Genomic DNA, 23,509 nt, shown 5'->3' on the forward strand with positions numbered 1-23,509 from the left:
TATAAAACCTAAATATGTAAAATAATGGAAACGCAACAAGAAACATGGCAGAATCTGAATGGAAAAATCTTCCATCAACCTATTACACAGCTGGTAGAAGAAGCCATCATCCGTGAACAAAATAATGGATACCGACTGAAAGTTTGTGTGGGCTCAGATTCCCACGTATATGGTGATGCCATTAATTATGCTACAGCAGTAGTATTTATTCGTGAAGGAAAAGGAGCGTTTACCTTTATTAGAAAACAAAGAGAGATGCATCGTATCAGCATTAAGGAAAGAATGCTCAATGAAGTGAACAAATCTGTAGAAATTGCTTATGCAATCTGTTCTATTCTTGACGCCTATGGCGTGGAAATGGAGGTACACGCGGATATCAATACTGATCCTGAATTCAAATCTAATATTGCATTGAAAGATGCGATGGGATATATTCTGGGAATGGGATATGTATTCAAAGCTAAACCTTATGCCTTCGCAAGCTCCAACTGTGCGGATATGGTAGTTTAATCTTTAATAAATAACAACCTTAAAAATAAAATTATGAGACAAGAAGTATTACAAAGATTCCTTACGAACACAGATGAAACCGGAAGATTCATTGTGAAATCTTCTGTCACAGGAATTACTTATTTCGTGGAGCCACTCTACAAAGGAAAAACGGCTGTTTGGGGAGACCTTAATCCTGCCACAAAACAGTTGGAAGGAAATTACGGAAGTAAAAATACAGGAGCAGTCAAAGAAAGAGACTCTTTATTACAGGAAGAAAACGGATTTGTGAATATCGGTTACTTCAAAGGAAGTCCCTTTGGAGAAATTGACAGACGGGATAAAGAACATGAGGAGAGAATGAATTTGATGTAAAACTAAAGCAATAAATATGACAAAAAAAATGTTGTTTTTAGATGACATAAGGTATCCTGTTGAAGTATATCATTATACGAAACAGGATATTTTTCTTAGAAAAGATTGGAATATTGTCAGGAATTATGAGCAATTTGTTCATTGGATTCTGGAAAAAGGACTTCCGGAAATGGTCTCTTTTGACCATGATCTTTCTGATGTACATAATCTGAAACCGGATTCTCAAGAATACATAGAAAAGACAGGATATGACTGTGCGAAGTGGCTTGTAGAATATTGTCTGGATCATAATATGGATTTGCCAAAATTTCACTGCCATTCAATGAATCCTGTGGGGAAAGAGAATATTCTTTATCTGTTAGAAAACTTTAAAAAATATTGTTAATTAAAACTATCAAACAATTAAAATACAATGAAACCCAATATATTTTTTACGGCGGACCATCATTTCGGGCACGCCAATATTATAAAATTTTCAGAGAGACCATTTGAATCTCTGGAACATATGAATGATGAGCTCATCAAACGATGGAATGAAAGAATAAAGGAAAATGACATTGTTTACCATTTGGGAGATGTCAGTTTGGGCAAACCGGATTTTACTAAAGAAATCCTGGACAGGGTGAATGGTAAAATCCATTTGATAAAAGGCAATCATGAATACTCAGCTCTTCGCATCCCAGATAGATTTGAATGGATAAAAGACTACGCAGAAATTTACATCGAAGATGAAGATGTAAAAATGGGTAAGCAAAAAATTACGCTTTTGCATTATTCCATGCGTACCTGGAACGGCTCTCATAAAGGGACATGGCATTTATATGGTCACTCACATGGTACTTTACCGGATGATGAAATGAGTTTAAGTCTTGACGTGGGAGTAGATTGCCATAATTTTTACCCGGTTTCTTACGAAGAAATAAAAGAATTGATGAAAAAAAAGAAATGGGAACCGCCTTTCGCGCCCAGGAATTAAATTTTTACGATGAAAAGCTCCCTTTATGGGAGTTTTTATTTTTTTATCATATTAGAGCTGAAGTATTGAGTTTGCTCTTTTTTTACTCACCCAATCCTCATACGGCATCACACCCCATTCCGGGTTTCCTTCACCCTCCAGAATGGAAATGAATTCCAGCTGATTTCCATCAGGGTCATTAAAATAAATGGCCAAAGCAGGCATCCATGCAAAAACCATCGGCTTTTCTATACCGTCTTTCAGGAAATTATAAGGCTTTAAGTTTCTCTTTTTCAGAAAGTCTACAGAATATTTTAGAATATCTTCTTTGTCAGCAGAAAAAGCAAAATGCCTTGGCCGCGGATTCTCTTTCTGTTCCCAAAGCCCGAGCATGGCTTCTTTTTCTTTCCCGATCCATAAAAAAGCAATCGGGCGCTTCTCATCCAGATGAGCCAGTTTCAACCCTAATATTTCCGTATAAAACTGTATTGATTTCTCTAAATTACTTACCTCTATATGAGTTTCGTATAATCCTTTAATCATGATCTCCATTTTTATAAAGCAAAGCTAGAAAACAGTCAGTCAAAAATGGAGTAGTACTGATTTCTTTATTAAAAATAAATGATAGAAACTTTTTATCTCTTCTCATCAGCTTTTGTATTCATAATTGTAAAAAAAGCAAACAATTTTTCAATGAAATTTTATCTGCGCAAAAAGACTGCGTAATTCTGTTTTTACTTTGCATCATCAAACTGAAATAATTACGGAAGTTTTAAAAAATAAGCTTCGGTCAAAATATCAAGCAAGCCATGTTGAGTGTTTCTATATAGCACCATTGCAGAAAATTTTGTTGAGAAACATTATATGATTCTGTTCAGCTTGGCTGAAGGTTTCCAGGATTTTCCAAAAAATTCTGCCAACACTATGTGTCGAAGGTTCGAATCCTTCTATTCTTTGCGAATATAGCTCAGGTAGGTTAGAGCAATAGTTTTTTTGCGTGGGTTCGAGTCCCACTCTCACTTTGAATGAGATAGCTCAGTTGGAAGAGCACTACATTACGGTTGTAGGTTAATTTTGAAATAGACTCAAAATCTATTTTTTCGGGAGTTTGGATGTTCTTATTAAAAATGTCCGCCATGGAAAATCGGTCTTTTTTCAGTTGTTAAATCAACATTTTAAAAAGACCAGTAAGAAAAGATAATTTTCAGAAATTACATTCAATTGACGAATTAATGATTGGTGAATAAAGTCCTAAAAAAGAAAATTTTGTGTGAAGCTTGTGAGATGTCTCAATACAAAGACAATGGCTGGAATTGAGAATAGGATAGCAAGATCATATATTATTTAGAGTTTAGGAATAGATTCAAAAATATTATTCTTAAATGAATCAGTTTTGAGAAAAACTTTTACTTCCGTCATTTTTGGAAGAAGAAATTCCGATTTTCCTTTTGTTAGTGTATAACCCTGTAAAATAATAAACGATGTTAAAAAATGTACAAATTAAAGCGTATCAGGTAGGTTTGGTTTATAAAAACCGAAAATTGATGGAAATTTTAGAAGAGGGTAATTATTGGGTTTTAGGAAATAAATCCATAGAGATCCATGAAATGAAAGACCCTTTCAAAACAACGAATGATCTCAATCTTTTGTTGCAAAATGAAAATCTGAGCTCAAAGCTGGAAGTTATTGAAGTGAAAGACGGAGAAATTGTTTTGGTCTATGAAAATGGTATTTTTAAAGAAGTGTTGAATGTAGGACAATATGCTTTCTGGAAAGGAATTTTGAATAAAGAATTCCAAAAAATTGATATGACGAAAGTAGAAATCACCGAAAATATCTCTACAACAATTCTTGAAAATATAAAGTTGAGAAGCTTTACAAGAAAGTTTGTAGTAACTAACCAACATAAAGGTTTATTGCTTATTGATGGTAAGTTGGATAAAGTGCTGGAAGCAGGTACATACTATTTCTGGAATAATGAAACTTCTGTTGAAGTGAGAAGCAATGATATGCGTATGCAGCAAATGGAGATTGCCGGACAGGAGCTTTTGACAAAAGATAAGGCGATGCTTCGTATTAATTTCTATGTGCGTTACCAAGTGGCGGATATTATAAAAGCATTGATGGAGAACAAAGAATATGACAAACAGTTATATATTCTGATGCAGTTGGCTTTACGTGAATTTGTGGGGGCTTTAACATTGGATGAATTACTCCTGAAAAAAGATACTGTGGGTAAAGAAATTCTTGAAAACCTTGGAAACAAAGCCGAAGACTTAGGGTTGAAAGCTGTGGATGCAGGAATCAGAGATGTTATCTTAACAGGAGAAATGAAGGAGATTATGAATCAGGTTCTTATTGCTGAGAAAAAAGCGCAGGCTAACAGTATTATGCGTCGTGAAGAAACAGCTTCTACAAGAAGTTTACTGAATACTGCTAAACTTATGGAAGAAAACGAAGTCCTATGGAAACTGAAAGAAATGGAATACATGGAAAAAATTGCCGATAAAATCGGAGATATTACGGTTTCCGGAAACAGTAATATTGTTTCTCAGTTAAAAGAGATTTTTACAAAATGAAACTAATACCAACACTATAAAGGCAGCCCTTATGAAAATAAGGGTTGTCTTGTTATATCCTAAAAATAAGTCTAGAGCTCTAAAGATAATATGTTAGAGAAATAAAAAAACGGTAAAATTTTTACCGGTTATACACTTTGAATTTCTTCTTCAAACGTTTTTCTCCATTTGGTAATGGTCGTTCTGCTGATTTTATATTTTTTAGACATATAACTTGTAGAAAAGCCATGTTTGTCTTGGTATTGTAAAAGCTTTAGCATGGTTTGCTTATCATACGTTTTAAGTTTTTGATTATTTTGCTGCTTTTCTCTGGATTGTGTAAAAAGTTTGTCATTGAACTTCAGGATATCTTCAGTAGTGTGAAGCTTGCTCAATAATCTTCTGATACTGGGATCCTTTAATTTTTCAGGATGCTCTTTTTTGAGCATATCATGATAAATTTTGTTATAATTGGGGCGCATTAGAGGTTGTCTTATTTATCGTTATTTCTTCTTATTTTCTGTAACCAGCGATGTAAAGTACTTTTAGGTATTAAATATTCCTGTATAATCTCGCTGTGGGTCATTTCGCCGGAAAGTATTTTGTTGATAATGAAATCTTTAATTTCCTGAGTGTAAATATTTTTTCTGAAATAGGGGACTTTCTCAGTTTTTTGAGCCTCATTTTTATTAACTGCTGCTGGTGGAGAATACAAAATGAGATGGGAGCTGTACAGTCTGAAAAAATCATATTCTAATAATTTGCTCCATCTTAAAAGTAAATCCGTGTCGATAGACTTGCTGGTATATACTTTTTCAATAAAATCTTCATCCTTACCAAGAAAATTGCAGATTCTTTCCATGGTAATTTCTTTATCAGTTACCCTTTCTTTGATAAACTGACCTATATGTATATCTTTATATAACATTTAATTGTTAAATATTTTTTTTGAATTGGCATTGAAAACAGGAAGGGGTAATTATAAGAATAGGTGGAAGTCTTTCATATGATGCCTGCAAGTAATTAAATATTTACTTAATAAATTGTATGCGATTTCAGGTAAGCTGCATCAAAACATTATCTCTTCTCATAGTATTCAAATCCTAAGCTTCTTTTCGCCATAGATATGAATAACACTTCCCATTAAAGTTTTCTCATACAATTCCTTTTATAAATTAATTATTGATTTTTTTAAAATTTTCTACATTATTTTGCAATTATAGAAAATAATAAATGCGTTTGTCTTCAAATATAAATAAAATAGAAATCAAACAAAAAAAATAATTAAAAAAATAATGTTAAAAGCTTGAGCTATAAATCTATACAGAGTGAGATAAGAAGGCGATTTTCCACTATTCAAGGATGAAATCAAAAGAATCGAAATGTTAAAGTCATCTTAAAAAATAGTAACAATTGCAGGAATAATTTGAAGTAAATACCTTTGCAGCTCTATGAATACCCATTTATTTGATTTTTCAAAAAAAATAAATTATAAAAACGAATTACTGGCCGGCTTTACGGTAGCTATGACTATGATTCCCGAGTCATTATCGTTTGCAATTCTGGCGGGACTTTCCCCATTAATGGGATTGTATGCGGCCTTTATGATGGGATTGGTTACTGCCATATTGGGGGGGCGTCCCGGAATGGTTTCCGGTGGGGCAGGAGCTACCATTGTTGTTTTGATTGCCCTGATACAAACTCATGGTGTAGAGTATCTTTTGGCAACTGTAATTCTTGCCGGGATCATTCAAATGATGGTTGGAATATGCAAGTTCGGGAAATTTGTACGGTTAATTCCACAGCCGGTAATGTATGGTTTTCTGAATGGTTTGGCGGTAATCATTTTTATGGCACAGATTGAACAGTTTAAAATTACAGACAGTAATGGAGTTTCCCGTTGGATCCAGGGCACAAGTTTATATATAATGGGTGGCTTAACAGCTGTTACAATTGCTATTGTTTATTTTTTTCCAAAAATCACCAAAGCGGTTCCTGCTTCATTAATAGCTATTTTAATTGTCTTTGCCATTGTTTTCGGATTCAATATACAGACTAAGACAGTGGCGGACATAGCTCATATCAGTGGAAATCTTCCCGCTTTTCATATTCCGCAAATTCCATTCTCTTTGGATACACTGAAGATTATTTTTCCTTATGCTTTAGTAATGGCGGGAGTTGGATTAATAGAGTCTTTGTTAACTTTATCTATGGTGGATGAAATTACCGATACCAAAGGGAGTGCTAATAAAGAATCTGTAGCTCAGGGAATTGCCAACATTACCAATGGTTTTTTTGGAGGTATGGGAGGCTGTGCTATGGTGGCGCAAACCCTGGTCAATCTCAATGCAGGTTCAAGGGCAAGGCTATCAGGAATTATTGCTTCCGTTACAATTCTGATCATTATTTTAGTAGGAGCCCCTTTTATCGAAAAAATTCCGATGGCGGCTCTAGTAGGCGTAATGATGATGGTAGCAATCAGTACATTTCAATGGGTTTCCATCCGGATTGTCAATAAAATGCCTAAATCAGATATATTCGTTGGAATAACTGTGGCAGTGATAACAATTATTTTGCATAATCTTGCGTTGGCTGTTTTAGTGGGTGTCATTATTTCAGCATTGGTTTTTGCCTGGGACAATGCTAAAAGAATCAGAGCCAGAAAATATTTGGATGAAACTGGGAAGAGGCATTATGAAATTTATGGGCCTTTATTTTTTGGTTCTGTAACAGCATTTGCAGATAAATTTGATCCTGCGAATGATCCTGATGAAGTTATCATCGATTTTAAAGAAAGCCGGATTGTTGATATGAGCGCGATTGATGCTTTGAATAAGTTATCAAAACGTTATGCCCAACAGAATAAAACCTTGTACTTATTACATCTGAGCGAAGATTGTAGAAAAATGCTGAAAAATGCCGAAGCGGTCATCGAAATAAACATTCAGGAAGATCCTACGTATAAAGTAATGCCTGAGAAATAACGATGCCAATCTAATAGATGAATAACTGCCTCATAAGGTATAATTTGAATCATAAAATATCTTAAAACTAAAGACTAAATTTATACAATCGTTTTTAAAATGATATCTTTGAAAAGAATTGAATATTCGGGAGAAACAGATGATGAATTAATCTTAAAAAAAATCTAAATAACTTAAAGTGGAACAAAGTCAAAGTATCTTAGACCTTCACCCCGGTCTGGTGTGGGGATTTGCTATCACAGTTGTCATTATGTTGCTCCTTGACTTAGGGGTTTTCAATAAAAAAAGCCATGAAGTTTCTTCAAAAGAGGCCACGATCTGGTCTATTGTATGGATCTCATTATCAATGGTTTTTTCAGGTGTTGTGTATTGGGTATTTAATCAGGCGGAAGGCCATGCGCTGGCTGTGGAGAAATTCACCCAATATCAGGCCGCTTACTGGATAGAAAAAGCACTTTCGGTAGATAATCTATTTGTATTTATTCTTGTTTTCGGATTCTTTAAAGTTCCCAAACATCTTCATCACAAAGTATTGTTCTGGGGAATTATCGGGGCTTTGATATTCAGGGCAATATTCATCTTTGCCGGAATAGGGTTGATTAATCTGACCTATCTTCCTGAGATGAATGTATTTGGAGAGCCTGTAAAAATCAATATTGTAATGACGCTTTTCGGATTGTTTCTGGTGTATGCAGGAATCAAATCCTGGGGCGAAGGTAAAGAAGATGATAATGAGGACTTTAGTGATACACCAGGAGCGAAATTGATTAAAAGCTTTTGGAAGGTTTCTGATAATTACGATGGAGATAAGTTTTTTACTATCCAGAACGGAATCAAAATGGCAACACCGCTTTTGGTGGTAGTAGGAGTTATTGAATTTACAGACGTTCTTTTCGCAGTAGATTCTATTCCTGCGATTTTTGCGATTTCAAATGACCCGTTCATCCTTTATACTTCTAATATTTTTGCGATTTTGGGTCTTAGATCATTGTACTTCTTGTTGGCTAACTTTATTCATATGTTTAGCAAGCTTCCGTACGGTTTGGCTATTATTTTATCTTTTATTGGGATTAAAATGTTAATTGCGCCATGGATTCATATTTCTTCACCCGTTTCATTAGGAATTGTGGGAGGTGTGTTATTGATCTCGGTTATCCTCTCCATTATATTCCCCGAAAAAGTTACGGGAGATGAATAATAAAATACAAATAAAAAGGCTTTACAAAATGTAAAGCCTTTTTATTTGTATTTTAAAAGCTTATTGATCTTCAATCGGGTCTGCATTGAGATTTTATAGGTTTCATTACGGAGCTTCTGTATTTTACCGACGGGTTGGAAGAATGGCTTACTTTCAAAAGGATTAAAAGAAAGCATTTCGTTTTCACATAAATTAGGATTAAGTAAGGAATTCTTCTCAATCTTAATTTCTCCTATTTTGATATAAGGCGAGTTTTTCCATTCCACATTCAGCTGATTGATAGGCTGATCTTTTATATTATAACAAATCTGGATGAAAACTTCTGCTCTATAATCATTAGACATAAAATACTTTTTCATAGCTTCTTTCACATCCATATTCTTCTCAAAATTTTTATTTACTGAAATAGGGCGTAGCCTTATCTTGATCATATTTTCGCCTAATCGGTAGACACCTATAGAGAAATAGTCAAAAGATAAAATAAAATCCTTTCTTTTTCTGATGAATTGGAAGATGTTTTTCAGGAAGGATAAGATGAAAAAAGAAGGAGATGCTTTTAAAAGCTGTATAATTAACGGGAACAGACTGCTCCATTTTTTAATGAACAGCCTATTGATAGAAGTGAAAATTTTCAGGAAAGCGCTTACTGAATTAATAGGGAATAACGGGAAATTAACTAAAGGATAATTGGCGATCGTATTGTGATTTTCATCCATAACTTTCACAGAAAAACCGTAAGTCGGAATATCCCTTTTATTCTTCTCAATTTTCAGATGGGCATTGGAAAATCGTATGAGAAGATCAAATTCGTCCTTGTCAAAGAAAGGCTTCAGCTCATCAGGAATATCTTTGTGGATGATAAACTTGCCAGGTGTTACTACATATGTTTTGGCATGGGCGTTTCTGGTGGCATAAGGTACGTCGCTTAAAGAAGATGATTGTTCAACAAAATCGGCGATACTTTTTTTATTGATTTCAAGAAGCTTTTTCTCCTCATCTGTTAATTCATCAAAAGCTTTATTATATTTTAAAGCATGATCTGTCATATATTTTTCAGTTCAATTATAAAGCCAAATATAACTTTTGAATATTAATAGACAGTTAACTGTAGTTTATCGAAATTGTTAACATAACAGGTTTTTTGGTGATACTTTTGAGGTGTAAAACATAATTATGTATGGAGAATACAATTTTACTGAGGTTTGCATTGGCTTTTATCCTGATTATGCACAGTGTACCCTCTATAATGAGTGGGGATATCAATAGCTTCGGAAGAGATTATCTGGATGGTATAGGATTTTCTCCGTTTGGAATTTATATGGCCTGGACAGTAAAATTGATCCATCTTTTTTCTGTAGTTTTTTTATTGATGAACAGATTTTTAAAAATTACAGCTGTTACTAATGTTTTGATTTTCATAGTCGGTATTATATTGATACATGGCAAAGAAGGCTGGTTTGTGGTGGGTGGAGGCAGAAATGGAGTTGAGTTCAGCTTTCTTCTTATTGTTTGTTTTCTGAGTCTTGCCTTCCCAAAAGGCCTTCTTCATTTCAAGAAAAAGAATGTTTTGTAGATGATAACAGGCTGTTAGTAGATTTTTAGGATACAACATTCTGTGAATGAAGAATTTTGCTCCATAATAATTGGAGCATTTTTTTTAGCTTTATTCCATGAACAAAAACAAATTAAAACACCATATCTATTTTTGGGTATTTTGCTTTCTGTTTGAGATCCATGCAGAGTTTGCCTTCCTTTTGGAAGCGCTTAAGCAGTTATCTCTTTCAAAAGCAATAGTGTTTTATTATTCTGCATTATCTGAATTTTGTTTTTTGTTTTCAGAAATTCCCTGTTTTTATCTTGTTCTGGCTGTTGTGGATGGGAAGTATCCTATGGTAAATTCATTATGGAAAAAAATATTGGCAACAGCATTTATTATTGTTTTGGGAAGCATATTCTTCAGAGTGACTTGCCATGATTTTGTTTATCCTATAATTTATGGCATTGAAGAAGATATTTCCAGGTTTTCACCATCCGGTTTTTTTAACGCAGTAATGAATATTGTTTTTACTGGTGCCTTAGGATTTGGGTTTGAAAAATCAAGGCAGCAAATAGAGCTTCAAAAGCATCTGAACGATATTAAGACTGAAAAATACCAGAATGAAATTAAATTCCTAAAAGCCCAGATCAACCCCCATTTTCTTTTCAATACACTTAATAATATTTATGGGCTTTCCTTGAAAAAAGCAGATGAAACGCCGGATATTATTTTAAAACTTTCCAAAATGATGCGGTTTAATATCTATGAGTCCAACCGCAATATACCCATCTCCAAGGATATTGATAACATAAAGGATTTTCTGGATATCCAAAAGTTAAGGCACCGGAATCTTGACCTGAAATTTATGGAAGAAATTGATAATCCTTTCCAGGAGATTTCGCCACTAATTTTATTGCAATTTATTGAAAATGCCTTTAAACACGGTGTTTCAGAAAGTTTGCAGCGTGCTTATATTTATATTGATATAAAGCTAAGAAACGGGATTTTATTATTCTCCGTTGAAAACTCTAAAGAAATTCATATAAATGACACCACCAAAATAGGAATGATCAATATAAAAAGACAGCTGGAGATTTTATATCCGGATCATACACTGAAAATTGATGATTGTGATGAAAAATATTCAGTTGTTTTAAAAATACGTTTTAATCATGGAAACTCAGAAAAAATATAACTGCATTATCATTGAAGATGAACCCATTGCAGCGGAAATTATTGAAAACTATATTTTACAAAATGATGATTTGATAATCATTGGAAAATGTGCAGACGCTGTTCATGCAGCCAATATATTGTCATTCAATAAAGTTGACCTTCTGTTTTTGGATATGAATCTTCCTGTGGTGAAAGGCTTCGAGTTTTTAAAGAAATTAAAAGATCCTCCTTTTACCATTGTCACTACAGCGTATCAGGAATATGCATTGAAGGGCTATGAATTCGATATTGTAGATTATTTAATGAAACCCGTTTCTTATGAACGATTTCAGATTGCTCTTAATAGGTTCAGGCACTTAGCGGAAGCTGAAGAAGCACTCATGGGAGTTGTTAACAGCGAGTATATTTTTCTTAGCATCAGAAAAAAGCAGTATAAAATATATCTTGAGGATATTTATTACATTGAAAGTTTTAGAGAGTATATTACAGTACATACTAAAAAAGAGTCCATCACGGTAAAAATGCCGATCAGCAAAATGGAGAATATGTTAAGTGCTGCCAAATTTATCCGCATCCATAAATCTTATATTGTTTCTTTAAAAAAGATTGAAGGCTTTTCAGCAGGAGAAATAATCATCAATAATAAAAGACTACCTATAGGAAGAACGTATAAAAACACGATAAAGGAAATTAAAATCTGAAGCAGTTTTTCAATATAATTTATTTGAAAACACTTGTTATTTTTAAGCTTATCTTTGTAAAAATTATTGAACAATGGGAGTATCAGATTTATTAGCCAAACGTAAAAAAGAACAGGCCGAGAAAAACCTTAAGGAAGGGAAAGCCTATATGGAAGAATACGGCAAAAGAGAAAGCGTGGTACAATTGCCAAGCGGTTTGCAGTATGAAATCATTACTGAAGGAGACGGCCCGAAACCAGGTCCTAAATCCACTGTAAAATGTCACTATCATGGGACTACCATTGCTGGGAAAATTTTCGATAGTTCAGTAAAAAGAGGCACCCCTGCATCTTTCCCTTTAAACAGGGTGATTGAAGGATGGACGGAAGCTCTTCAATTAATGCCGGTAGGAAGCAAATGGAGACTGATCATTCCACCGCATTTAGCGTATGGGGATCAGCAGATCAGCAAAGAAATAGGGCCTAACAGCACGCTGGTTTTTGAAGTGGAATTATTAGATATTAAATAAGGATTACCTTAAATATAGCTTAAAAATTGACCTGAATTCAGGTCAATTTTTTTATTTGTAGTATATTAGTGTGACCAATTGATAAAGCGATTGCTTTTGTAAATAACGAAATAGGATTGAATGAAAAAGTTGTTTTACTTTGTTGCTATCTTGAGCCTTCTGACTTCATGTGTTTCTAAAAAGAACCAGGCCATCAAACATAATATTCTTACCCTGAGAGACAGTTATTGTAAAGCTCCCTTTAAATATAATTATACCAATAAAATACCTTCTTATAATTCAGATTCTATCTTGGCTGCCAATAAAGAATTAAGAGGTGTGTTTTCCGATCAAAGTATATTGATTTTGAATGCCATGGATAATCTTGATGAAGTTCACCAGATTATCGAGCTTAAAAAAGATTCTTCCATTACCTCTCAGGTAAAAGTATTGCAGCTTAAAGGTAAGATCAACAGCAAAATTACAATAGCGTTAACAGAATTGGATGCTGTTGCGGCAGAATTCGATTGTGAGGGAGAACGTGTGGCACAAATTGGAAATTATGTAGATAACCTTAACGATTCCAGGAATAATAAGCTCATTTTGTATTCAATTGTTGCAGGAGCAGCTGCTTCCATTGCTGGAGGAATTGTGAAAGATAACGGATGGAGCAGTGCCATTGATATCGGAGGAGGAGCATTGGGAGCCGGCTTTGGATTAGCCACATTGAATCCAAAGGGGAAGAAAGTGGAATTTATCCATAAAAGGAACCTTTTGAGAGATATTTGGCGCGAAAAACTTGAATCCCCGAATTTTCCACCATTTATTTGGTATATGTACACTGAAAAAAAGTTCTCCAACAAAGAATCACGTTCCATCATTCAGAGTATGAAAGAAGGATGGCTTCATTACCAGTTTGATGATAATAAGCAGGAAGCAGATCAGTCCGTTATTTTTAGTGACGGAGGGTTTTACAGAGCAGATGATCTTCATAACCGTGCTGCAATGCTTAATCAGATGCAGTCTGCCACAAGAACCATTAATCAGAATATCAATTATTTACTATTAGATCTGGATCGATTGATTTTATAATAAAAAATAAATGTAATAAAATTTGTTACATTTAAAAAATTATTTTACCTTTGCCCTGTAATTACAATGAACAATACAAGATTTGCTACGGCAGTACATATAATGACGCTACTGGAAAAGAGCCCTCAGGAATGGTTAACTTCTGAGTGGATTGCGGGTAGCATTAATATAAATCCGGTAATTGTCCGTAAAGAGATGAGTGTTTTGAGAGAAGCTGGCTTAATTATAAGCAGACAGGGAAAAGAAGGAGGAAGTAGGCTGGCCCGAAACCCAGAGTCGATTAGTATTTCTGAAATTTATGCGGTTGTTAAAAACACAGAAGTTTTAGGAAAGAAAAATCAAAATCCTAACCCTGCATGCAGCGTTGGTAAGGATATTAATGTTCATTTGAATACTTTATTTGAAGAGACTGATAAATTGGTAGTTAGTTTTTTAGGAAACAAGTCTTTGAAAGAATTCAGCGATCAGTTTGAATAAAATTTTTTTAACTATAAATGTAACAAAAATTATTACAATTAAAATAAAAGAATATGAAAAAAGTAGCAGTAATTGGTGCGACAGGATTTGTAGGTTCGCACGTAGTGAAAGAATTGGAAAACAGAGGGTATGAAGTAGAGGCTATTGTAAGAGATGCCTCCAAAGTTGAGCAGAGCGATAAAGTAACCGCTAAAAGCATTGATATCAACAACGTAGAAGAGTTAGCGGAGAGCTTAAAAGGAAATGATGCTGTAATCAGCACTTTCAATGCAGGTTGGACCAATCCTAATCTTTATCATGATTTCCTGACCGGTTCGGAAAACATCGAAAAAGCAGTAGAGCAATCAGGTGTGAAGAGACTTATTGTGGTGGGTGGAGCAGGAAGCCTTTATACACCGGATAATATCCAGATCGTAGATACACCGGATTTCCCTGAGGCTTATAAACCGGGAGCCGCTGCAGCAAGAGACTATTTAAACAAGATTAAAGAGAATAAAACATTGGATTGGACCTTCTTCAGCCCGGCAATAGAGATGAATCAGGCCAACATAGGAACAAGAACAGGAAAATACAGAACTTCTTTGGAAACTCCGGTATTTGATGAAAATGGAAGAAGCATCCTTTCTGTGGAAGATGTAGCTGTTGCCTTAGTAGATGAATTGGAACAAAATAACCACATTCGTGAGCGTTTTACAGCTGCTTATTAATACTATTATATTCATTTAAAATAAACCGCAAAAGACATAAAAGTTGTTTTATCAGAAGATACTTTAGAAGCATGTTAAATCCTGGAAATCTTTGATTCTCCTCTTATGTGAACTTATTGATATCGGTGCTTGGGATTTATATATTACTAAGGTGTTTATCATTTTTTGTATACAGCTTTTGTGACTTTTGTGGTTAAAATCATTATTATAATTCAAAACAAATTTAAATGATGCTTAAAAAGAAATTATTCTCAATATTCTTATTGCTTGGTTTTACAGGTCTCCTGTTCGCGGGTAACTTAAAGATCAAAGTATATAATCCGGGTCCTAAAGCCATTTTTCCAATTACATCAACTATTATTTATGGTGATAAAGACGCCATCCTTGTTGATGCACAATTTCAAAAACAATATGCGGAACAGCTGATTAAAGAAATAAAAGCAACAGGTAAAAATCTGACAACCATTTTCATTTCCCACAGTGATCCGGATTTTTACTTCGGACTGGATGTCATTAAAAAAGCATTTCCCAATGCAAAAATTATTTCAACTGCTCAAACGGCCTACCTGATTTCAGCATTGAAAGACGACAAAATGGTAGTGTGGAAACCGCAGCTTAAGGATGATGCACCTTCAGAAATCATTGTTCCGGAAGCAGTGAATGCAATTCCTGATCTGGAAGGTAATACAATAGAGATCAGACAAAATCCTCAGGATCCTGCGCATAGTTTCCTTTGGATTCCTTCTATAAAAACCATCATAGGCGGAATTTCAGTTTCTACAGATTCTCACCTTTGGATGGCAGATACGCAAAGTGAAAAAGCTATTGATGAATGGATCGGTCAAATTAATGCTATGAAAGCATTGAAACCTGAACAGGTTGTCCCATCACATTTTGCTAAGTCATCACTTTCTCCAGGCTCTCTTGATTTTGTAAAAAACTATCTGGAAAACTATAAAAAAGCAGTCACTGAAAATAAATCTTCTGATGCTGCCATCAAATTCATGATAAGCAAATATCCCGATCTTCCGGGAAAAGATGAATTGGGAATGGGAGTAAAAGTATTTTTCGGAGAGATGAAATGGGATGTGAAATCACCGTATCCAGCCATTGGACATAAAGTGGAGGCTAATTTTAATGGATTGAAATTTATTCTGGACTTTAAGGATAACAAAACAATGACCTTCATAGGAGTGGAAGGAACTTTGAAAGGAGCCACGGATACCGTTCAGTATACAGCCGTAGAAGTTGCTAAAAATATATTTATGGTGTATTGGCACGAGCCTAAGCGAGGAGATAACGTAACCCATGTTCAGGATTATAATAATAACATAGTATACACGAATATTTCCGGAGCAGACGGATCATTCCTACACCTTAAAGGAACTTTGAATATAGTAAAATGAAATAAGGATTAATAAAAAAACTACGGCGGCTGTCAAAGACAGCCGCCGTAGTTTTTTTATGTTATAAATTCATAAACAATTTCGGATTCACCGGAGTATTGTTTTTGTGTACTTCATAATGAAGATGAGGTCCTGTAGAACGTCCGGAATTTCCGGATTTGGCAATTACCTGACCTACTTTTACCTTATCATTGGCCTTTACAATAAGTTGAGACAAATGTCCGTAAAGCGTTGCCAAACCATTTCCATGAGAAACGATCACACAATTTCCATAACCTCCTTTTTGTCCGGAGAAAATAACAGTTCCCGCAGCAGCGGCTCTTACATCAGAACCAAAAGCAACAGCAATATCCAGTCCCTTGTGAAACTGCATTTGGTCAGCTTCAGCAGGAGGATTGTTTCCTTCAGCAGGAGCCTTGGAACCTGAAGCAGTAGCTACTGATTTAGTAGAATTGGATGGAGCAATGGCAACAGAGGTATTATTCGCTTTTGGAGTCACCATTACTTTTACTTCTCTTTTATTCCCATAGCTGTCTGTAAGTTCAACAATTTTTTCAACAGGCTCAGCTTTTACTTCAGGTTTTGATACGGTAGCAGCCGCAGCTGTAGATCCGGTTGAAGGAGATTTTACAGAAGCAAAAACCCTTTTAAACGGAATTGGATTTTTCCTGATGCCGAAATTAGACGAAATGTACCCGTCAGTAGGCATTCCCAAAGGAACCTGCATCAGTTTATTTTGTAAATCCATTAAATATTGGCTGTATCGGTTGGCTTGTTTCGCCAGGTAAACAGAATTTGAAATACTGTCTTTGTTAAGGATCGTCAGCTTTTCATTGGAAATGCTTTTTGATTTCAGGAATGAATTCAGCTGAGCTACGGTCTGATCTACTAAAGTGAGATCTGTTTTCATTTTTAAGTAATCCACACTGTCTCTTTCAGTGTTTATTTTGACAAGGTTTACCTCATACATTTTGTCATCCCTTTCGGAAAACAGTTTGGCGATGAAAATACCTTGCGCAAAAACTACTAGTAAAAGCCCCCCCAGAAGAATGTTTACGTTCTTTTTGCTGCTTAGAAATTTCTTCATATTTCTTCTCTTAGTATTAAATAACGGTTTTTAAGCTTGCAAATTTAATTAAAAATAAGTTTTGTGAGATATTTTTAATAAAAATTGAGATATTTCTGTATTTAACGCCTAATTAACTATTTAATTGTGTTGAAGTGTTAATTTTTTCAAAAATTGGATTTTATCATCCCTTCAAAAGTGCTCCTAAATCATTGTTTTAATATATTTGCAGTTCACATTTCAATTATGGCGAAAAAGAAAACAATTTCAGAATCAGCAAGTCCGAAAAAGAACAAAAAGGAGATTTCCGTAGGGGTTGTAGGAAGCGGAAGCTTTGCAACGGCTATCGTAAAAATGCTTGTTGAAAACTGTAAAGTAGTGCACTGGTGTGTAAGAAGCGAATTTGTGAAAGGAGCCATTGAACTTCGTGGTCATAATCCTACTTATCTTACAGCAGCTACTTTTAACCTTAAATCGCTGAAACTTACAACGGATATCAACGAACTGGTTTCTGCATGTGACATTATAGTGTTGGCAACGCCATCCATTTATCTTTCCGATACATTGGATAAAATGACCTGTGATTATAAAGACAAGATCTTTGTTTCTGCCATTAAAGGGATTATTCCAAAAGTTAATGATGTGGTAGCGCATTATCTGAGAGATGAATTTCAGATTGGTTTCAGAAATCAGGCGGTAATTGCGGGACCATGTCACGCAGAAGAAGTTGCGATGGAAAGATTATCATATCTTACGATTGCTGCAGTAGATGATGAAACCTCTGAGAAACTGGAAAGTATTTTTAACTCAGACTTTATAAAAGTACATTCCAGCAAGGATATTTTAGGGAATGAATACAGTGCGATTCTTAAAAATATTTTCGCCATTGGAGCGGGAATTGCAAGCGGATTGGGTTATGGAGATAACTTTACTGCCGTTTTTGTTTCTAATGCGATTCGTGAAATGGAAACTTTCCTGGAAGCTATTTACGAAGCGCCAAGAGATGTCAATGAAAGTGCTTATTTAGGTGACCTTCTGGTAACAGCCTATTCATTATTCTCAAGAAACAGGAATTTGGGCAACCTTATCGGAAAAGGATATACAGTGAAATCTGCAATCCAATCCATGAACATGGTGGCGGAAGGATATTATGCGGCAGACTCTATTTATAAAACGGCTAAACAGAAAGGTCTTAAGCTTCCGATTATCGAGACAATTTACGGAATCCTTTACGAAGGCAAAAATGCTGAAAAGCAGTTTAAAAAACTGACAACAAAATTGAATTAATAATTCTATCGAAATATGTAAGGACACCAATGAAAAACATTGGTGTTTTTTTATAACTTTTTGAAGAAAAATTAACGTGTTAAAAACGTTAAACACATTTCCATTCTTAAAACTTTTCACGAAATTCGTAATAAAAAATACAGTTTTATGTCACACCCACTTACAAGCAGAACACCAAAACCTGCCTATGATGTTGTACTGATAGGAGGCGGAATTATGAGCACCACTTTAGCCACCTTACTCCACGAATTTGATCCCAATTTGGAAATTGCCATTTTTGAACGGCTGGGAAGGTTTGCTAAGGAAAGTACCGCCGCATGGAACAATGCAGGAACCGGCCATTCCGCTTTTTGTGAATTGAACTATACCCCTGAAAAAGAAGACGGAACCATTGATATTTCCAAAGCAGAAAGTATCGCAGAGCAATTTGAGATTTCCAAACAGTTTTGGGCTTATCTGATCACCAAAGGATATATTCAGGAACCTAAAGACTTTATTAATTCCTGCCCCCACATGAGTTTGGTTTTTGGGGAAAAAGATGCGGAATATCTTAGAAAACGTCACGATAAAATGATGCAGTCTGTCCTGTTCTCAGGAATGGAATTTTCTACGGATCATGAAAAGCTAAAAGAATGGATCCCATTGGTCATGAGCAAAAGAAATAAGTCTGAAACAATGGCCGCTACCAAAATGGATATGGGAACGGACGTCAATTTCGGAACGCTGACCAGAAAAATGGGAAGACATTTGCTTGAAGATTCTAATGTGGAAGTTTTCCTCTATCATGAGGTAAAAGATATTGATCCCCGTGAAGACGGAAAATGGGAAATGAAAGTGAAAGACAGAATTCACAATCATAAACAGGAAGTAGTGGCGGACTTTGTTTTCATTGGTGCCGGTGGATATGCATTACCATTATTAGACAGTTCTGATATTAAAGAAAGTGAAGGATATGGAGGTTTCCCGGTTTCCGGACAATGGCTGGTGACCCACAATCAGGAGCTTGTAGAAAAGCATCATGCGAAAGTGTATACCCAGGCAACGGTAGACGCTCCGCCAATGTCTGTTCCTCACCTGGATTTAAGAATTATTGATGGTAAAAAGGCACTTCTTTTCGGCCCATTTGCAGGATTCTCAACCAAATTTCTGAAAGAAGGAAGCTATCTGGATCTTCCCGAAAGTATCAATACTAAAAATATAAGATCACTCTTCGGAGCTTGGTGGCATAATATTCCTTTAACCAAATACCTGGTTCAGCAGGTAGCGATGAATAAAGCACAGCGTATGCAGCATTTAAGGGAATTCATCAAAGACGCCAAAGAAGAAGACTGGGAATTGAAAGTGGCCGGACAAAGAGTACAGGTCATTAAAAAAGATGAAAAAGAAGGCGGAAAGCTCGAATTCGGAACAGAAGTGGTGGTGAATAAGAAAGGAACAATAGCTTCTCTCTTAGGAGCCTCGCCGGGAGCATCCACAGCAGTATATGCGATGCTGAATGTTATTGAAAAATGTTTCCCGCATAAACTCGAAGGCGAATGGAAAGACAAATTGCTGGAAATGGTTCCTTCTTACGGACAAAAACTGGCAGGAAACCCTGAGCTCACCCAAAAGGTAAGAAATTATACTAAAGAAAAACTGGAATTAGATTATTAAAAAGTAAATTGTGAATCGTCAATGGTGATTGATTGACATTTGAAAAATAATTGACTATTCACAATTGACAATACATCATGTCTGAAACAATTACAAAACCCATCATCGTAAAGGAAATTCTGGAATCTCTTCAAACCAAAGTAGAAGAGGAAAAGCAGGTAATTGTGCATTGTTGTTTTCCTGCTTCACCTTTTCTCGGAAACCTGATCAGGATATGGCATTCCACCTATCTTTTCGATAATCAGTCTGAACACAGAAGTCAGCTGATCCATGCGGAAAACATCTCTATATTTCCATATTGGACGCCCGTTCCTTTTATGCGGGATTTTTGGTTCACATTGATATTTTCAGGACTGCCCAGAGATTGCAAAAGTTTTGACCTGAAAGAAGTAATTCCGGAAGAGGGAGGCTTTTTTGTAGAATCCATCAAAAGAAATTCATCAGATGTTTATAGGGTTAAAATTTCAGAAGCTTACTAATGTATGGAAGCTAGAGAAAAGAAACTGGAACAAATTGTGGATTGGGCAGAGAAAAATCCCGCTATCCGCGTTGTTCTCTTAACCAGTTCTTTGGTCAATCCTTATGCTCCTGTAGATGATTTCAGTGATCTGGATATTGAATTGGTTTTTGAAAATATGAAGGAATATGAGGCGGATAAAAAATGGATTGAGCTTTTCGGGAAACCGATTTCGATGATAGAAGAAGATAAAACTTTTTTCGAAGGCAAACATGCGATGAAGATGGTATTGTATGAAGATCATGTAAAAGTTGACTTTAAACTATACTCGAAATCAGAATTCATAGAGGAAACGCAGCAGGAAATACTGAATGAAGATTGGGATGTCGGCTACAAAGTTTTGATTGATAAAGACAATTTAACTGAAAATCTGAAGCCTCCCACTTATGAATCCATCATGATTCAGAAACCTACGGAACAATGCTTTCAGCAATTGATTAATGATTTCTGGTGGGATACTACCTATGTTGCCAAATGCCTTAAACGCGGTGATCTCTTTTATGCTAAAGTTATGTCTGAAAGTGTGATCAGAACAGAGTATTTTGTTCCCTTGCTGGAGTGGCATATTGCAAGCGGATATAACTGGGAAAAAATTACCACTAATAAACACGGCAGGCTTTTTAAAAAATATCTGCCTCCTGAGCTTTGGGAAAGGATTGAAATGACCTTTTCAGGAAGTAATATTGAAGATAACTGGAACGCTTTATTGGCTTTTGCAGACTTAGTTCACGAAATAGGCACAGAACTTTCGGAAAAAATGAACTACATTTATCCTGCACAAACAGAAAAAGAAGTTAGAAAATACCTTCACAAAGTGAAAAACCTGTAACAATATAAAGCTATAGTGTATGAGAAAATATATAATCCTGTTCCTAGTATGTCCATTGTTTGTTTTTGCTCAAAAAAATTCAAAAGAAATGATGGAAATTAAAAAGTTTCAGGAAGAATTAAATGCAGAATATCTCAACCCTAAAGAAACGCCTTTACGTGGAGATAATCTGACTCATTTTAAAGAACATCCTTTCTTTCCTGTTGACCTGAAATACAGAGTTACTGCCCGAATTTCTAAAACAGAAAATGCAATACCCTTTGAAATTCCCACTTCCTCAGGGAAAACCAAACTCTACATAGAATATGGAAGGGTTAATTTTAAATTGGATGGAAAACCATACTCACTCACTTTATATCAAAGCCTGGATCTCATCAAGCAGGAAAAATATAAAGACTATCTTTTTCTGCCTTTCCGAGATGCTACCAATGGAAAGGAAACATACGGCGGCGGAAAATACATGGATTTGAGAATTCCTAAAAAAGGAAATACAATCATATTGGATTTTAATCAATCCTATCAACCATATTGCGCTTACAATGCCCATGATTACAACTGCCCGATCGTTCCTGAAGAAAATAAACTTCCAATAGAAATTCGTGCTGGAGTCATGTACGAAGATATTTATCATCATTAATTAATATGGTCAGTTTACAATTTTTTCAACCCGAAGATTTTCCTGAGTTGAATTACAAACTGGATGAAACTCAGTCTCAGTTTACCGCAAAGGCAGAAGAAGCATTACAACGGATCAGCGAAAGGCAGGATGATTTGGCGTATCCGGTAACTGTTTTTTATGGAGAAAAAGCAGCAGGTTTTTTCGTACTGGATTTTGGAGATGATAAATTGGATCTCACAGATAATCCTGATTCTGTTTTGGTACGATCTCTTTCCATAAATCCGGATTTGCAGGGAAAAGGAATAGGAAAATCTGCGATGCTGAAAATGGATGACTTCATAAAAGAGAATTTTAAAGATTGTAATGAAATTGTGTTAGCTGTGAATCAGAACAATACTTCTGCATATGAATTGTACCTGAAAACAGGATACTTCTATGATGGAAAAACAAGGATCGGAAGAAGTGGACCACAATATCTTATGTACAAAAAACTTTAAGAAAATTTTAATTCCCGATATTCTGTTTGGCTTGATACTTTCTGTTAACTTTGAGTAACATTCAAATCAAAACTATGGAAATATCACTTCGAAATCAGGTAGCTATCGTTACCGGAGCTTCAAGCGGAATCGGTACCGGAATTGCCAAATCATTGGCTTCATCAGGAGCTACTGTTATTGTAAATCATTCTTCAGAAAGATCTTTGAACGATGCCAAAACAATTGTAAGGGAGATTATAGATGCCGGTGGAAAAGGGATTACTTACCAATGTGATGTTTCTAAAGAAGATCAGGTCGTGAAAATGTTTCAGGATGTGGTAGCAGAATTTGGAACAGTTGATATTTTAATCAATAATGCTGGAATCCAAAAAGATGCAAAATTCACGGAAATGACCCTTGATCAATGGAATGCGGTGATTGGAGTTAATCTTACAGGACAATTTCTTTGTGCAAGGGAAGCGATTAAAGAATTCTTACGACGCGGAATTGATCCTTCACGTTCCGTAGCTTGTGGGAAAATTATCCATGTCAGTTCCGTACACGAAGTGATTCCCTGGGCAGGGCATGCCAATTATGCAGCAAGCAAAGGAGCCATCAGAATGTTGATGCAGACGCTGGCTCAGGAATATGGTGCGGATAAAATTCGTGTTAACTCGATTTGCCCGGGAGCTATTCAGACACCCATCAATACCAATGCCTGGAATACGCAGGAAGCCATGAATTCACTTCTTGCCCTTATTCCATATAACAGGATCGGGCAACCTCAGGATATAGGCAATCTGGCAGTATTCTTAGCCAGTGATGCCTCAGATTATATTACCGGAGCCAGTATTTTCATAGACGGTGGAATGACCACTTTTGAAAGTTTTTCTACCGGAGGATAGAAGGTGAATAGTGAA

27 protein-coding genes are annotated in these 23,509 nt (G+C 35.5%); 22 read left to right on the top strand and 5 right to left on the bottom strand.

Features of this window, described 5'->3' with window-relative positions; genetic code table 11:
• Positions 1 to 24 precede the first annotated feature (24 nt).
• From EGI05_RS08790 to EGI05_RS08805, 4 genes are read left to right on the top strand one after another with little or no spacing between them, the layout of a single operon-like run.
• On the top strand, positions 25 to 510 hold the full coding sequence (locus EGI05_RS08790; RefSeq protein ID WP_123262699.1) for a ribonuclease H-like YkuK family protein: 486 nt from the start codon (positions 25 to 27) through the stop codon (positions 508 to 510).
• Between the two features lie 33 nt (positions 511 to 543).
• Positions 544 to 864: a hypothetical protein gene (locus EGI05_RS08795; RefSeq protein WP_123262700.1), complete on the top strand. Its 321-nt coding sequence runs from the start codon at positions 544 to 546 to the stop codon at positions 862 to 864.
• A 16-nt stretch (positions 865 to 880) separates the two neighbouring features.
• Positions 881 to 1,249 carry a cyclic-phosphate processing receiver domain-containing protein gene (locus tag EGI05_RS08800; protein ID WP_394337978.1) on the top strand — a complete coding sequence of 123 codons (369 nt, stop codon included), beginning with the start codon at positions 881 to 883 and terminating at the stop codon, positions 1,247 to 1,249.
• A 27-nt stretch (positions 1,250 to 1,276) separates the two neighbouring features.
• On the top strand, positions 1,277 to 1,840 hold the full coding sequence (locus tag EGI05_RS08805) for a metallophosphoesterase family protein (protein WP_123262702.1): 564 nt from the start codon (positions 1,277 to 1,279) through the stop codon (positions 1,838 to 1,840).
• Positions 1,841 to 1,891: 51 nt separating this feature from the next.
• On the opposite strand, the gene EGI05_RS08810 is transcribed toward EGI05_RS08805, so the two are convergent.
• Positions 1,892 to 2,362, bottom strand: coding sequence for a VOC family protein (locus EGI05_RS08810; protein ID WP_123262703.1), 471 nt, complete (start codon positions 2,360 to 2,362; stop codon positions 1,892 to 1,894).
• A 1,001-nt stretch (positions 2,363 to 3,363) separates the two neighbouring features.
• On the opposite strand from EGI05_RS08810, the gene EGI05_RS08815 reads away from it, so the two are divergent.
• Positions 3,364 to 4,398: a slipin family protein gene (locus EGI05_RS08815; RefSeq protein ID WP_228428576.1), complete on the top strand. Its 1,035-nt coding sequence runs from the start codon at positions 3,364 to 3,366 to the stop codon at positions 4,396 to 4,398.
• Between the two features lie 128 nt (positions 4,399 to 4,526).
• Here EGI05_RS08815 and EGI05_RS08820 read toward each other — a convergent pair whose 3' ends face one another.
• Together EGI05_RS08820 and EGI05_RS08825 are read right to left on the bottom strand one after the other, a co-directional pair.
• Entirely contained in the window at positions 4,527 to 4,826 is a 300-nt protein-coding gene (locus tag EGI05_RS08820) for a helix-turn-helix domain-containing protein (protein ID WP_228428577.1), read from the bottom strand.
• Positions 4,827 to 4,870: 44 nt separating this feature from the next.
• The gene (locus EGI05_RS08825) at positions 4,871 to 5,305 is read right to left on the bottom strand and encodes a transposase (RefSeq protein ID WP_123262706.1); all 435 of its coding nucleotides are present in this window, start codon (positions 5,303 to 5,305) and stop codon (positions 4,871 to 4,873) included.
• A gap of 523 nt (positions 5,306 to 5,828) precedes the next feature.
• Here EGI05_RS08825 and EGI05_RS08830 point away from each other — a divergent pair.
• On the top strand, positions 5,829 to 7,361 hold the full coding sequence (locus EGI05_RS08830) for a SulP family inorganic anion transporter (RefSeq protein ID WP_123262707.1): 1,533 nt from the start codon (positions 5,829 to 5,831) through the stop codon (positions 7,359 to 7,361).
• Between the two features lie 178 nt (positions 7,362 to 7,539).
• Positions 7,540 to 8,559, top strand: coding sequence for a TerC family protein (locus EGI05_RS08835; RefSeq protein WP_123262708.1), 1,020 nt, complete (start codon positions 7,540 to 7,542; stop codon positions 8,557 to 8,559).
• A 41-nt stretch (positions 8,560 to 8,600) separates the two neighbouring features.
• Here the strand turns inward: EGI05_RS08835 and EGI05_RS08840 are convergent, their stop codons facing one another.
• Positions 8,601 to 9,605 (bottom strand): catalase family protein, encoded by a 1,005-nt coding sequence (locus EGI05_RS08840; RefSeq protein ID WP_123262709.1) that lies wholly within the window; start codon positions 9,603 to 9,605, stop codon positions 8,601 to 8,603.
• A 131-nt stretch (positions 9,606 to 9,736) separates the two neighbouring features.
• Here EGI05_RS08840 and EGI05_RS08845 point away from each other — a divergent pair, with 131 nt between their 5' ends.
• The 8 genes from EGI05_RS08845 (at position 9,737) to EGI05_RS08880 (ending at position 16,142) form a co-directional block, all read left to right on the top strand.
• On the top strand, positions 9,737 to 10,132 hold the full coding sequence (locus tag EGI05_RS08845; protein WP_123262710.1) for a DoxX family protein: 396 nt from the start codon (positions 9,737 to 9,739) through the stop codon (positions 10,130 to 10,132).
• Between the two features lie 97 nt (positions 10,133 to 10,229).
• Positions 10,230 to 11,291: a sensor histidine kinase gene (locus tag EGI05_RS08850; RefSeq protein WP_123262711.1), complete on the top strand. Its 1,062-nt coding sequence runs from the start codon at positions 10,230 to 10,232 to the stop codon at positions 11,289 to 11,291.
• Complete coding sequence (locus EGI05_RS08855) at positions 11,269 to 11,973, top strand: LytR/AlgR family response regulator transcription factor (protein WP_123262712.1); 705 nt, start codon at positions 11,269 to 11,271, stop codon at positions 11,971 to 11,973. The genes EGI05_RS08850 and EGI05_RS08855 overlap by 23 nt, the downstream gene beginning before the upstream one ends.
• A gap of 73 nt (positions 11,974 to 12,046) precedes the next feature.
• The gene (locus EGI05_RS08860; protein ID WP_123262713.1) at positions 12,047 to 12,481 is read left to right on the top strand and encodes an FKBP-type peptidyl-prolyl cis-trans isomerase; all 435 of its coding nucleotides are present in this window, start codon (positions 12,047 to 12,049) and stop codon (positions 12,479 to 12,481) included.
• Between the two features lie 120 nt (positions 12,482 to 12,601).
• Positions 12,602 to 13,552, top strand: coding sequence for a hypothetical protein (locus tag EGI05_RS08865; RefSeq protein WP_123262714.1), 951 nt, complete (start codon positions 12,602 to 12,604; stop codon positions 13,550 to 13,552).
• Between the two features lie 66 nt (positions 13,553 to 13,618).
• Entirely contained in the window at positions 13,619 to 14,029 is a 411-nt protein-coding gene (locus EGI05_RS08870) for an Rrf2 family transcriptional regulator (RefSeq protein ID WP_123262715.1), read from the top strand.
• A 53-nt stretch (positions 14,030 to 14,082) separates the two neighbouring features.
• Positions 14,083 to 14,736 carry an NAD(P)-dependent oxidoreductase gene (locus tag EGI05_RS08875; protein WP_123262716.1) on the top strand — a complete coding sequence of 218 codons (654 nt, stop codon included), beginning with the start codon at positions 14,083 to 14,085 and terminating at the stop codon, positions 14,734 to 14,736.
• 227 nt (positions 14,737 to 14,963) lie between these two features.
• A complete protein-coding gene (locus EGI05_RS08880) occupies positions 14,964 to 16,142 on the top strand; it encodes a MoaF-related domain-containing protein (RefSeq protein WP_228428578.1) in 1,179 nt (392 codons plus the stop codon).
• A 61-nt stretch (positions 16,143 to 16,203) separates the two neighbouring features.
• Here the strand turns inward: EGI05_RS08880 and EGI05_RS08885 are convergent, their stop codons facing one another.
• Positions 16,204 to 17,229 (bottom strand): M23 family metallopeptidase, encoded by a 1,026-nt coding sequence (locus tag EGI05_RS08885; protein ID WP_123262718.1) that lies wholly within the window; start codon positions 17,227 to 17,229, stop codon positions 16,204 to 16,206.
• Between the two features lie 225 nt (positions 17,230 to 17,454).
• On the opposite strand from EGI05_RS08885, the gene EGI05_RS08890 reads away from it, so the two are divergent.
• The 7 genes from EGI05_RS08890 (at position 17,455) to EGI05_RS08920 (ending at position 23,494) form a co-directional block, all read left to right on the top strand.
• Positions 17,455 to 18,495, top strand: a complete 1,041-nt coding sequence (locus tag EGI05_RS08890; RefSeq protein WP_123262719.1) for an NAD(P)H-dependent glycerol-3-phosphate dehydrogenase — start codon at positions 17,455 to 17,457, stop codon at positions 18,493 to 18,495.
• 147 nt (positions 18,496 to 18,642) lie between these two features.
• Positions 18,643 to 20,148: a malate dehydrogenase (quinone) gene (gene mqo, locus EGI05_RS08895; RefSeq protein WP_123262720.1), complete on the top strand. Its 1,506-nt coding sequence runs from the start codon at positions 18,643 to 18,645 to the stop codon at positions 20,146 to 20,148.
• Positions 20,149 to 20,225: 77 nt separating this feature from the next.
• Positions 20,226 to 20,627 carry a hypothetical protein gene (locus EGI05_RS08900; RefSeq protein ID WP_123262721.1) on the top strand — a complete coding sequence of 134 codons (402 nt, stop codon included), beginning with the start codon at positions 20,226 to 20,228 and terminating at the stop codon, positions 20,625 to 20,627.
• 3 nt (positions 20,628 to 20,630) lie between these two features.
• Positions 20,631 to 21,494 carry an AadS family aminoglycoside 6-adenylyltransferase gene (locus EGI05_RS08905; RefSeq protein ID WP_123262722.1) on the top strand — a complete coding sequence of 288 codons (864 nt, stop codon included), beginning with the start codon at positions 20,631 to 20,633 and terminating at the stop codon, positions 21,492 to 21,494.
• Positions 21,495 to 21,513: 19 nt separating this feature from the next.
• Positions 21,514 to 22,131 carry a DUF1684 domain-containing protein gene (locus EGI05_RS08910; RefSeq protein WP_123262723.1) on the top strand — a complete coding sequence of 206 codons (618 nt, stop codon included), beginning with the start codon at positions 21,514 to 21,516 and terminating at the stop codon, positions 22,129 to 22,131.
• A gap of 5 nt (positions 22,132 to 22,136) precedes the next feature.
• On the top strand, positions 22,137 to 22,610 hold the full coding sequence (locus EGI05_RS08915; RefSeq protein ID WP_123262724.1) for a GNAT family N-acetyltransferase: 474 nt from the start codon (positions 22,137 to 22,139) through the stop codon (positions 22,608 to 22,610).
• 74 nt (positions 22,611 to 22,684) lie between these two features.
• On the top strand, positions 22,685 to 23,494 hold the full coding sequence (locus EGI05_RS08920; RefSeq protein WP_123262725.1) for a glucose 1-dehydrogenase: 810 nt from the start codon (positions 22,685 to 22,687) through the stop codon (positions 23,492 to 23,494).
• The last annotated feature ends 15 nt before the right edge of the window (positions 23,495 to 23,509 follow it).

It is taken from the genome of Chryseobacterium daecheongense (assembly GCF_003729955.1).
Classification (GTDB): Bacteria; Bacteroidota; Bacteroidia; order Flavobacteriales; family Weeksellaceae; genus Chryseobacterium; species Chryseobacterium daecheongense.

Coding starts and splice junctions, on each gene's coding strand:
- EGI05_RS08790 (WP_123262699.1), top strand. CDS start 25: ATGGAAACGCAACAAGAAACATGGCAGAATCTGAATGGAAAAATCTTC.
- EGI05_RS08795 (WP_123262700.1), top strand. CDS start 544: ATGAGACAAGAAGTATTACAAAGATTCCTTACGAACACAGATGAAACC.
- EGI05_RS08800 (WP_394337978.1), top strand. CDS start 881: ATGACAAAAAAAATGTTGTTTTTAGATGACATAAGGTATCCTGTTGAA.
- EGI05_RS08805 (WP_123262702.1), top strand. CDS start 1,277: ATGAAACCCAATATATTTTTTACGGCGGACCATCATTTCGGGCACGCC.
- EGI05_RS08810 (WP_123262703.1), bottom strand. CDS start 2,362: ATGATTAAAGGATTATACGAAACTCATATAGAGGTAAGTAATTTAGAG.
- EGI05_RS08815 (WP_228428576.1), top strand. CDS start 3,364: ATGGAAATTTTAGAAGAGGGTAATTATTGGGTTTTAGGAAATAAATCC.
- EGI05_RS08820 (WP_228428577.1), bottom strand. CDS start 4,826: ATGCTCAAAAAAGAGCATCCTGAAAAATTAAAGGATCCCAGTATCAGA.
- EGI05_RS08825 (WP_123262706.1), bottom strand. CDS start 5,305: ATGTTATATAAAGATATACATATAGGTCAGTTTATCAAAGAAAGGGTA.
- EGI05_RS08830 (WP_123262707.1), top strand. CDS start 5,829: ATGAATACCCATTTATTTGATTTTTCAAAAAAAATAAATTATAAAAAC.
- EGI05_RS08840 (WP_123262709.1), bottom strand. CDS start 9,605: ATGACAGATCATGCTTTAAAATATAATAAAGCTTTTGATGAATTAACA.
- EGI05_RS08845 (WP_123262710.1), top strand. CDS start 9,737: ATGGAGAATACAATTTTACTGAGGTTTGCATTGGCTTTTATCCTGATT.
- EGI05_RS08850 (WP_123262711.1), top strand. CDS start 10,230: ATGAACAAAAACAAATTAAAACACCATATCTATTTTTGGGTATTTTGC.
- EGI05_RS08855 (WP_123262712.1), top strand. CDS start 11,269: ATGGAAACTCAGAAAAAATATAACTGCATTATCATTGAAGATGAACCC.
- EGI05_RS08860 (WP_123262713.1), top strand. CDS start 12,047: ATGGGAGTATCAGATTTATTAGCCAAACGTAAAAAAGAACAGGCCGAG.
- EGI05_RS08865 (WP_123262714.1), top strand. CDS start 12,602: ATGAAAAAGTTGTTTTACTTTGTTGCTATCTTGAGCCTTCTGACTTCA.
- EGI05_RS08870 (WP_123262715.1), top strand. CDS start 13,619: ATGAACAATACAAGATTTGCTACGGCAGTACATATAATGACGCTACTG.
- EGI05_RS08875 (WP_123262716.1), top strand. CDS start 14,083: ATGAAAAAAGTAGCAGTAATTGGTGCGACAGGATTTGTAGGTTCGCAC.
- EGI05_RS08880 (WP_228428578.1), top strand. CDS start 14,964: ATGATGCTTAAAAAGAAATTATTCTCAATATTCTTATTGCTTGGTTTT.
- EGI05_RS08885 (WP_123262718.1), bottom strand. CDS start 17,229: ATGAAGAAATTTCTAAGCAGCAAAAAGAACGTAAACATTCTTCTGGGG.
- EGI05_RS08890 (WP_123262719.1), top strand. CDS start 17,455: ATGGCGAAAAAGAAAACAATTTCAGAATCAGCAAGTCCGAAAAAGAAC.
- mqo (WP_123262720.1), top strand. CDS start 18,643: ATGTCACACCCACTTACAAGCAGAACACCAAAACCTGCCTATGATGTT.
- EGI05_RS08900 (WP_123262721.1), top strand. CDS start 20,226: ATGTCTGAAACAATTACAAAACCCATCATCGTAAAGGAAATTCTGGAA.
- EGI05_RS08905 (WP_123262722.1), top strand. CDS start 20,631: ATGGAAGCTAGAGAAAAGAAACTGGAACAAATTGTGGATTGGGCAGAG.
- EGI05_RS08910 (WP_123262723.1), top strand. CDS start 21,514: ATGAGAAAATATATAATCCTGTTCCTAGTATGTCCATTGTTTGTTTTT.
- EGI05_RS08915 (WP_123262724.1), top strand. CDS start 22,137: ATGGTCAGTTTACAATTTTTTCAACCCGAAGATTTTCCTGAGTTGAAT.
- EGI05_RS08920 (WP_123262725.1), top strand. CDS start 22,685: ATGGAAATATCACTTCGAAATCAGGTAGCTATCGTTACCGGAGCTTCA.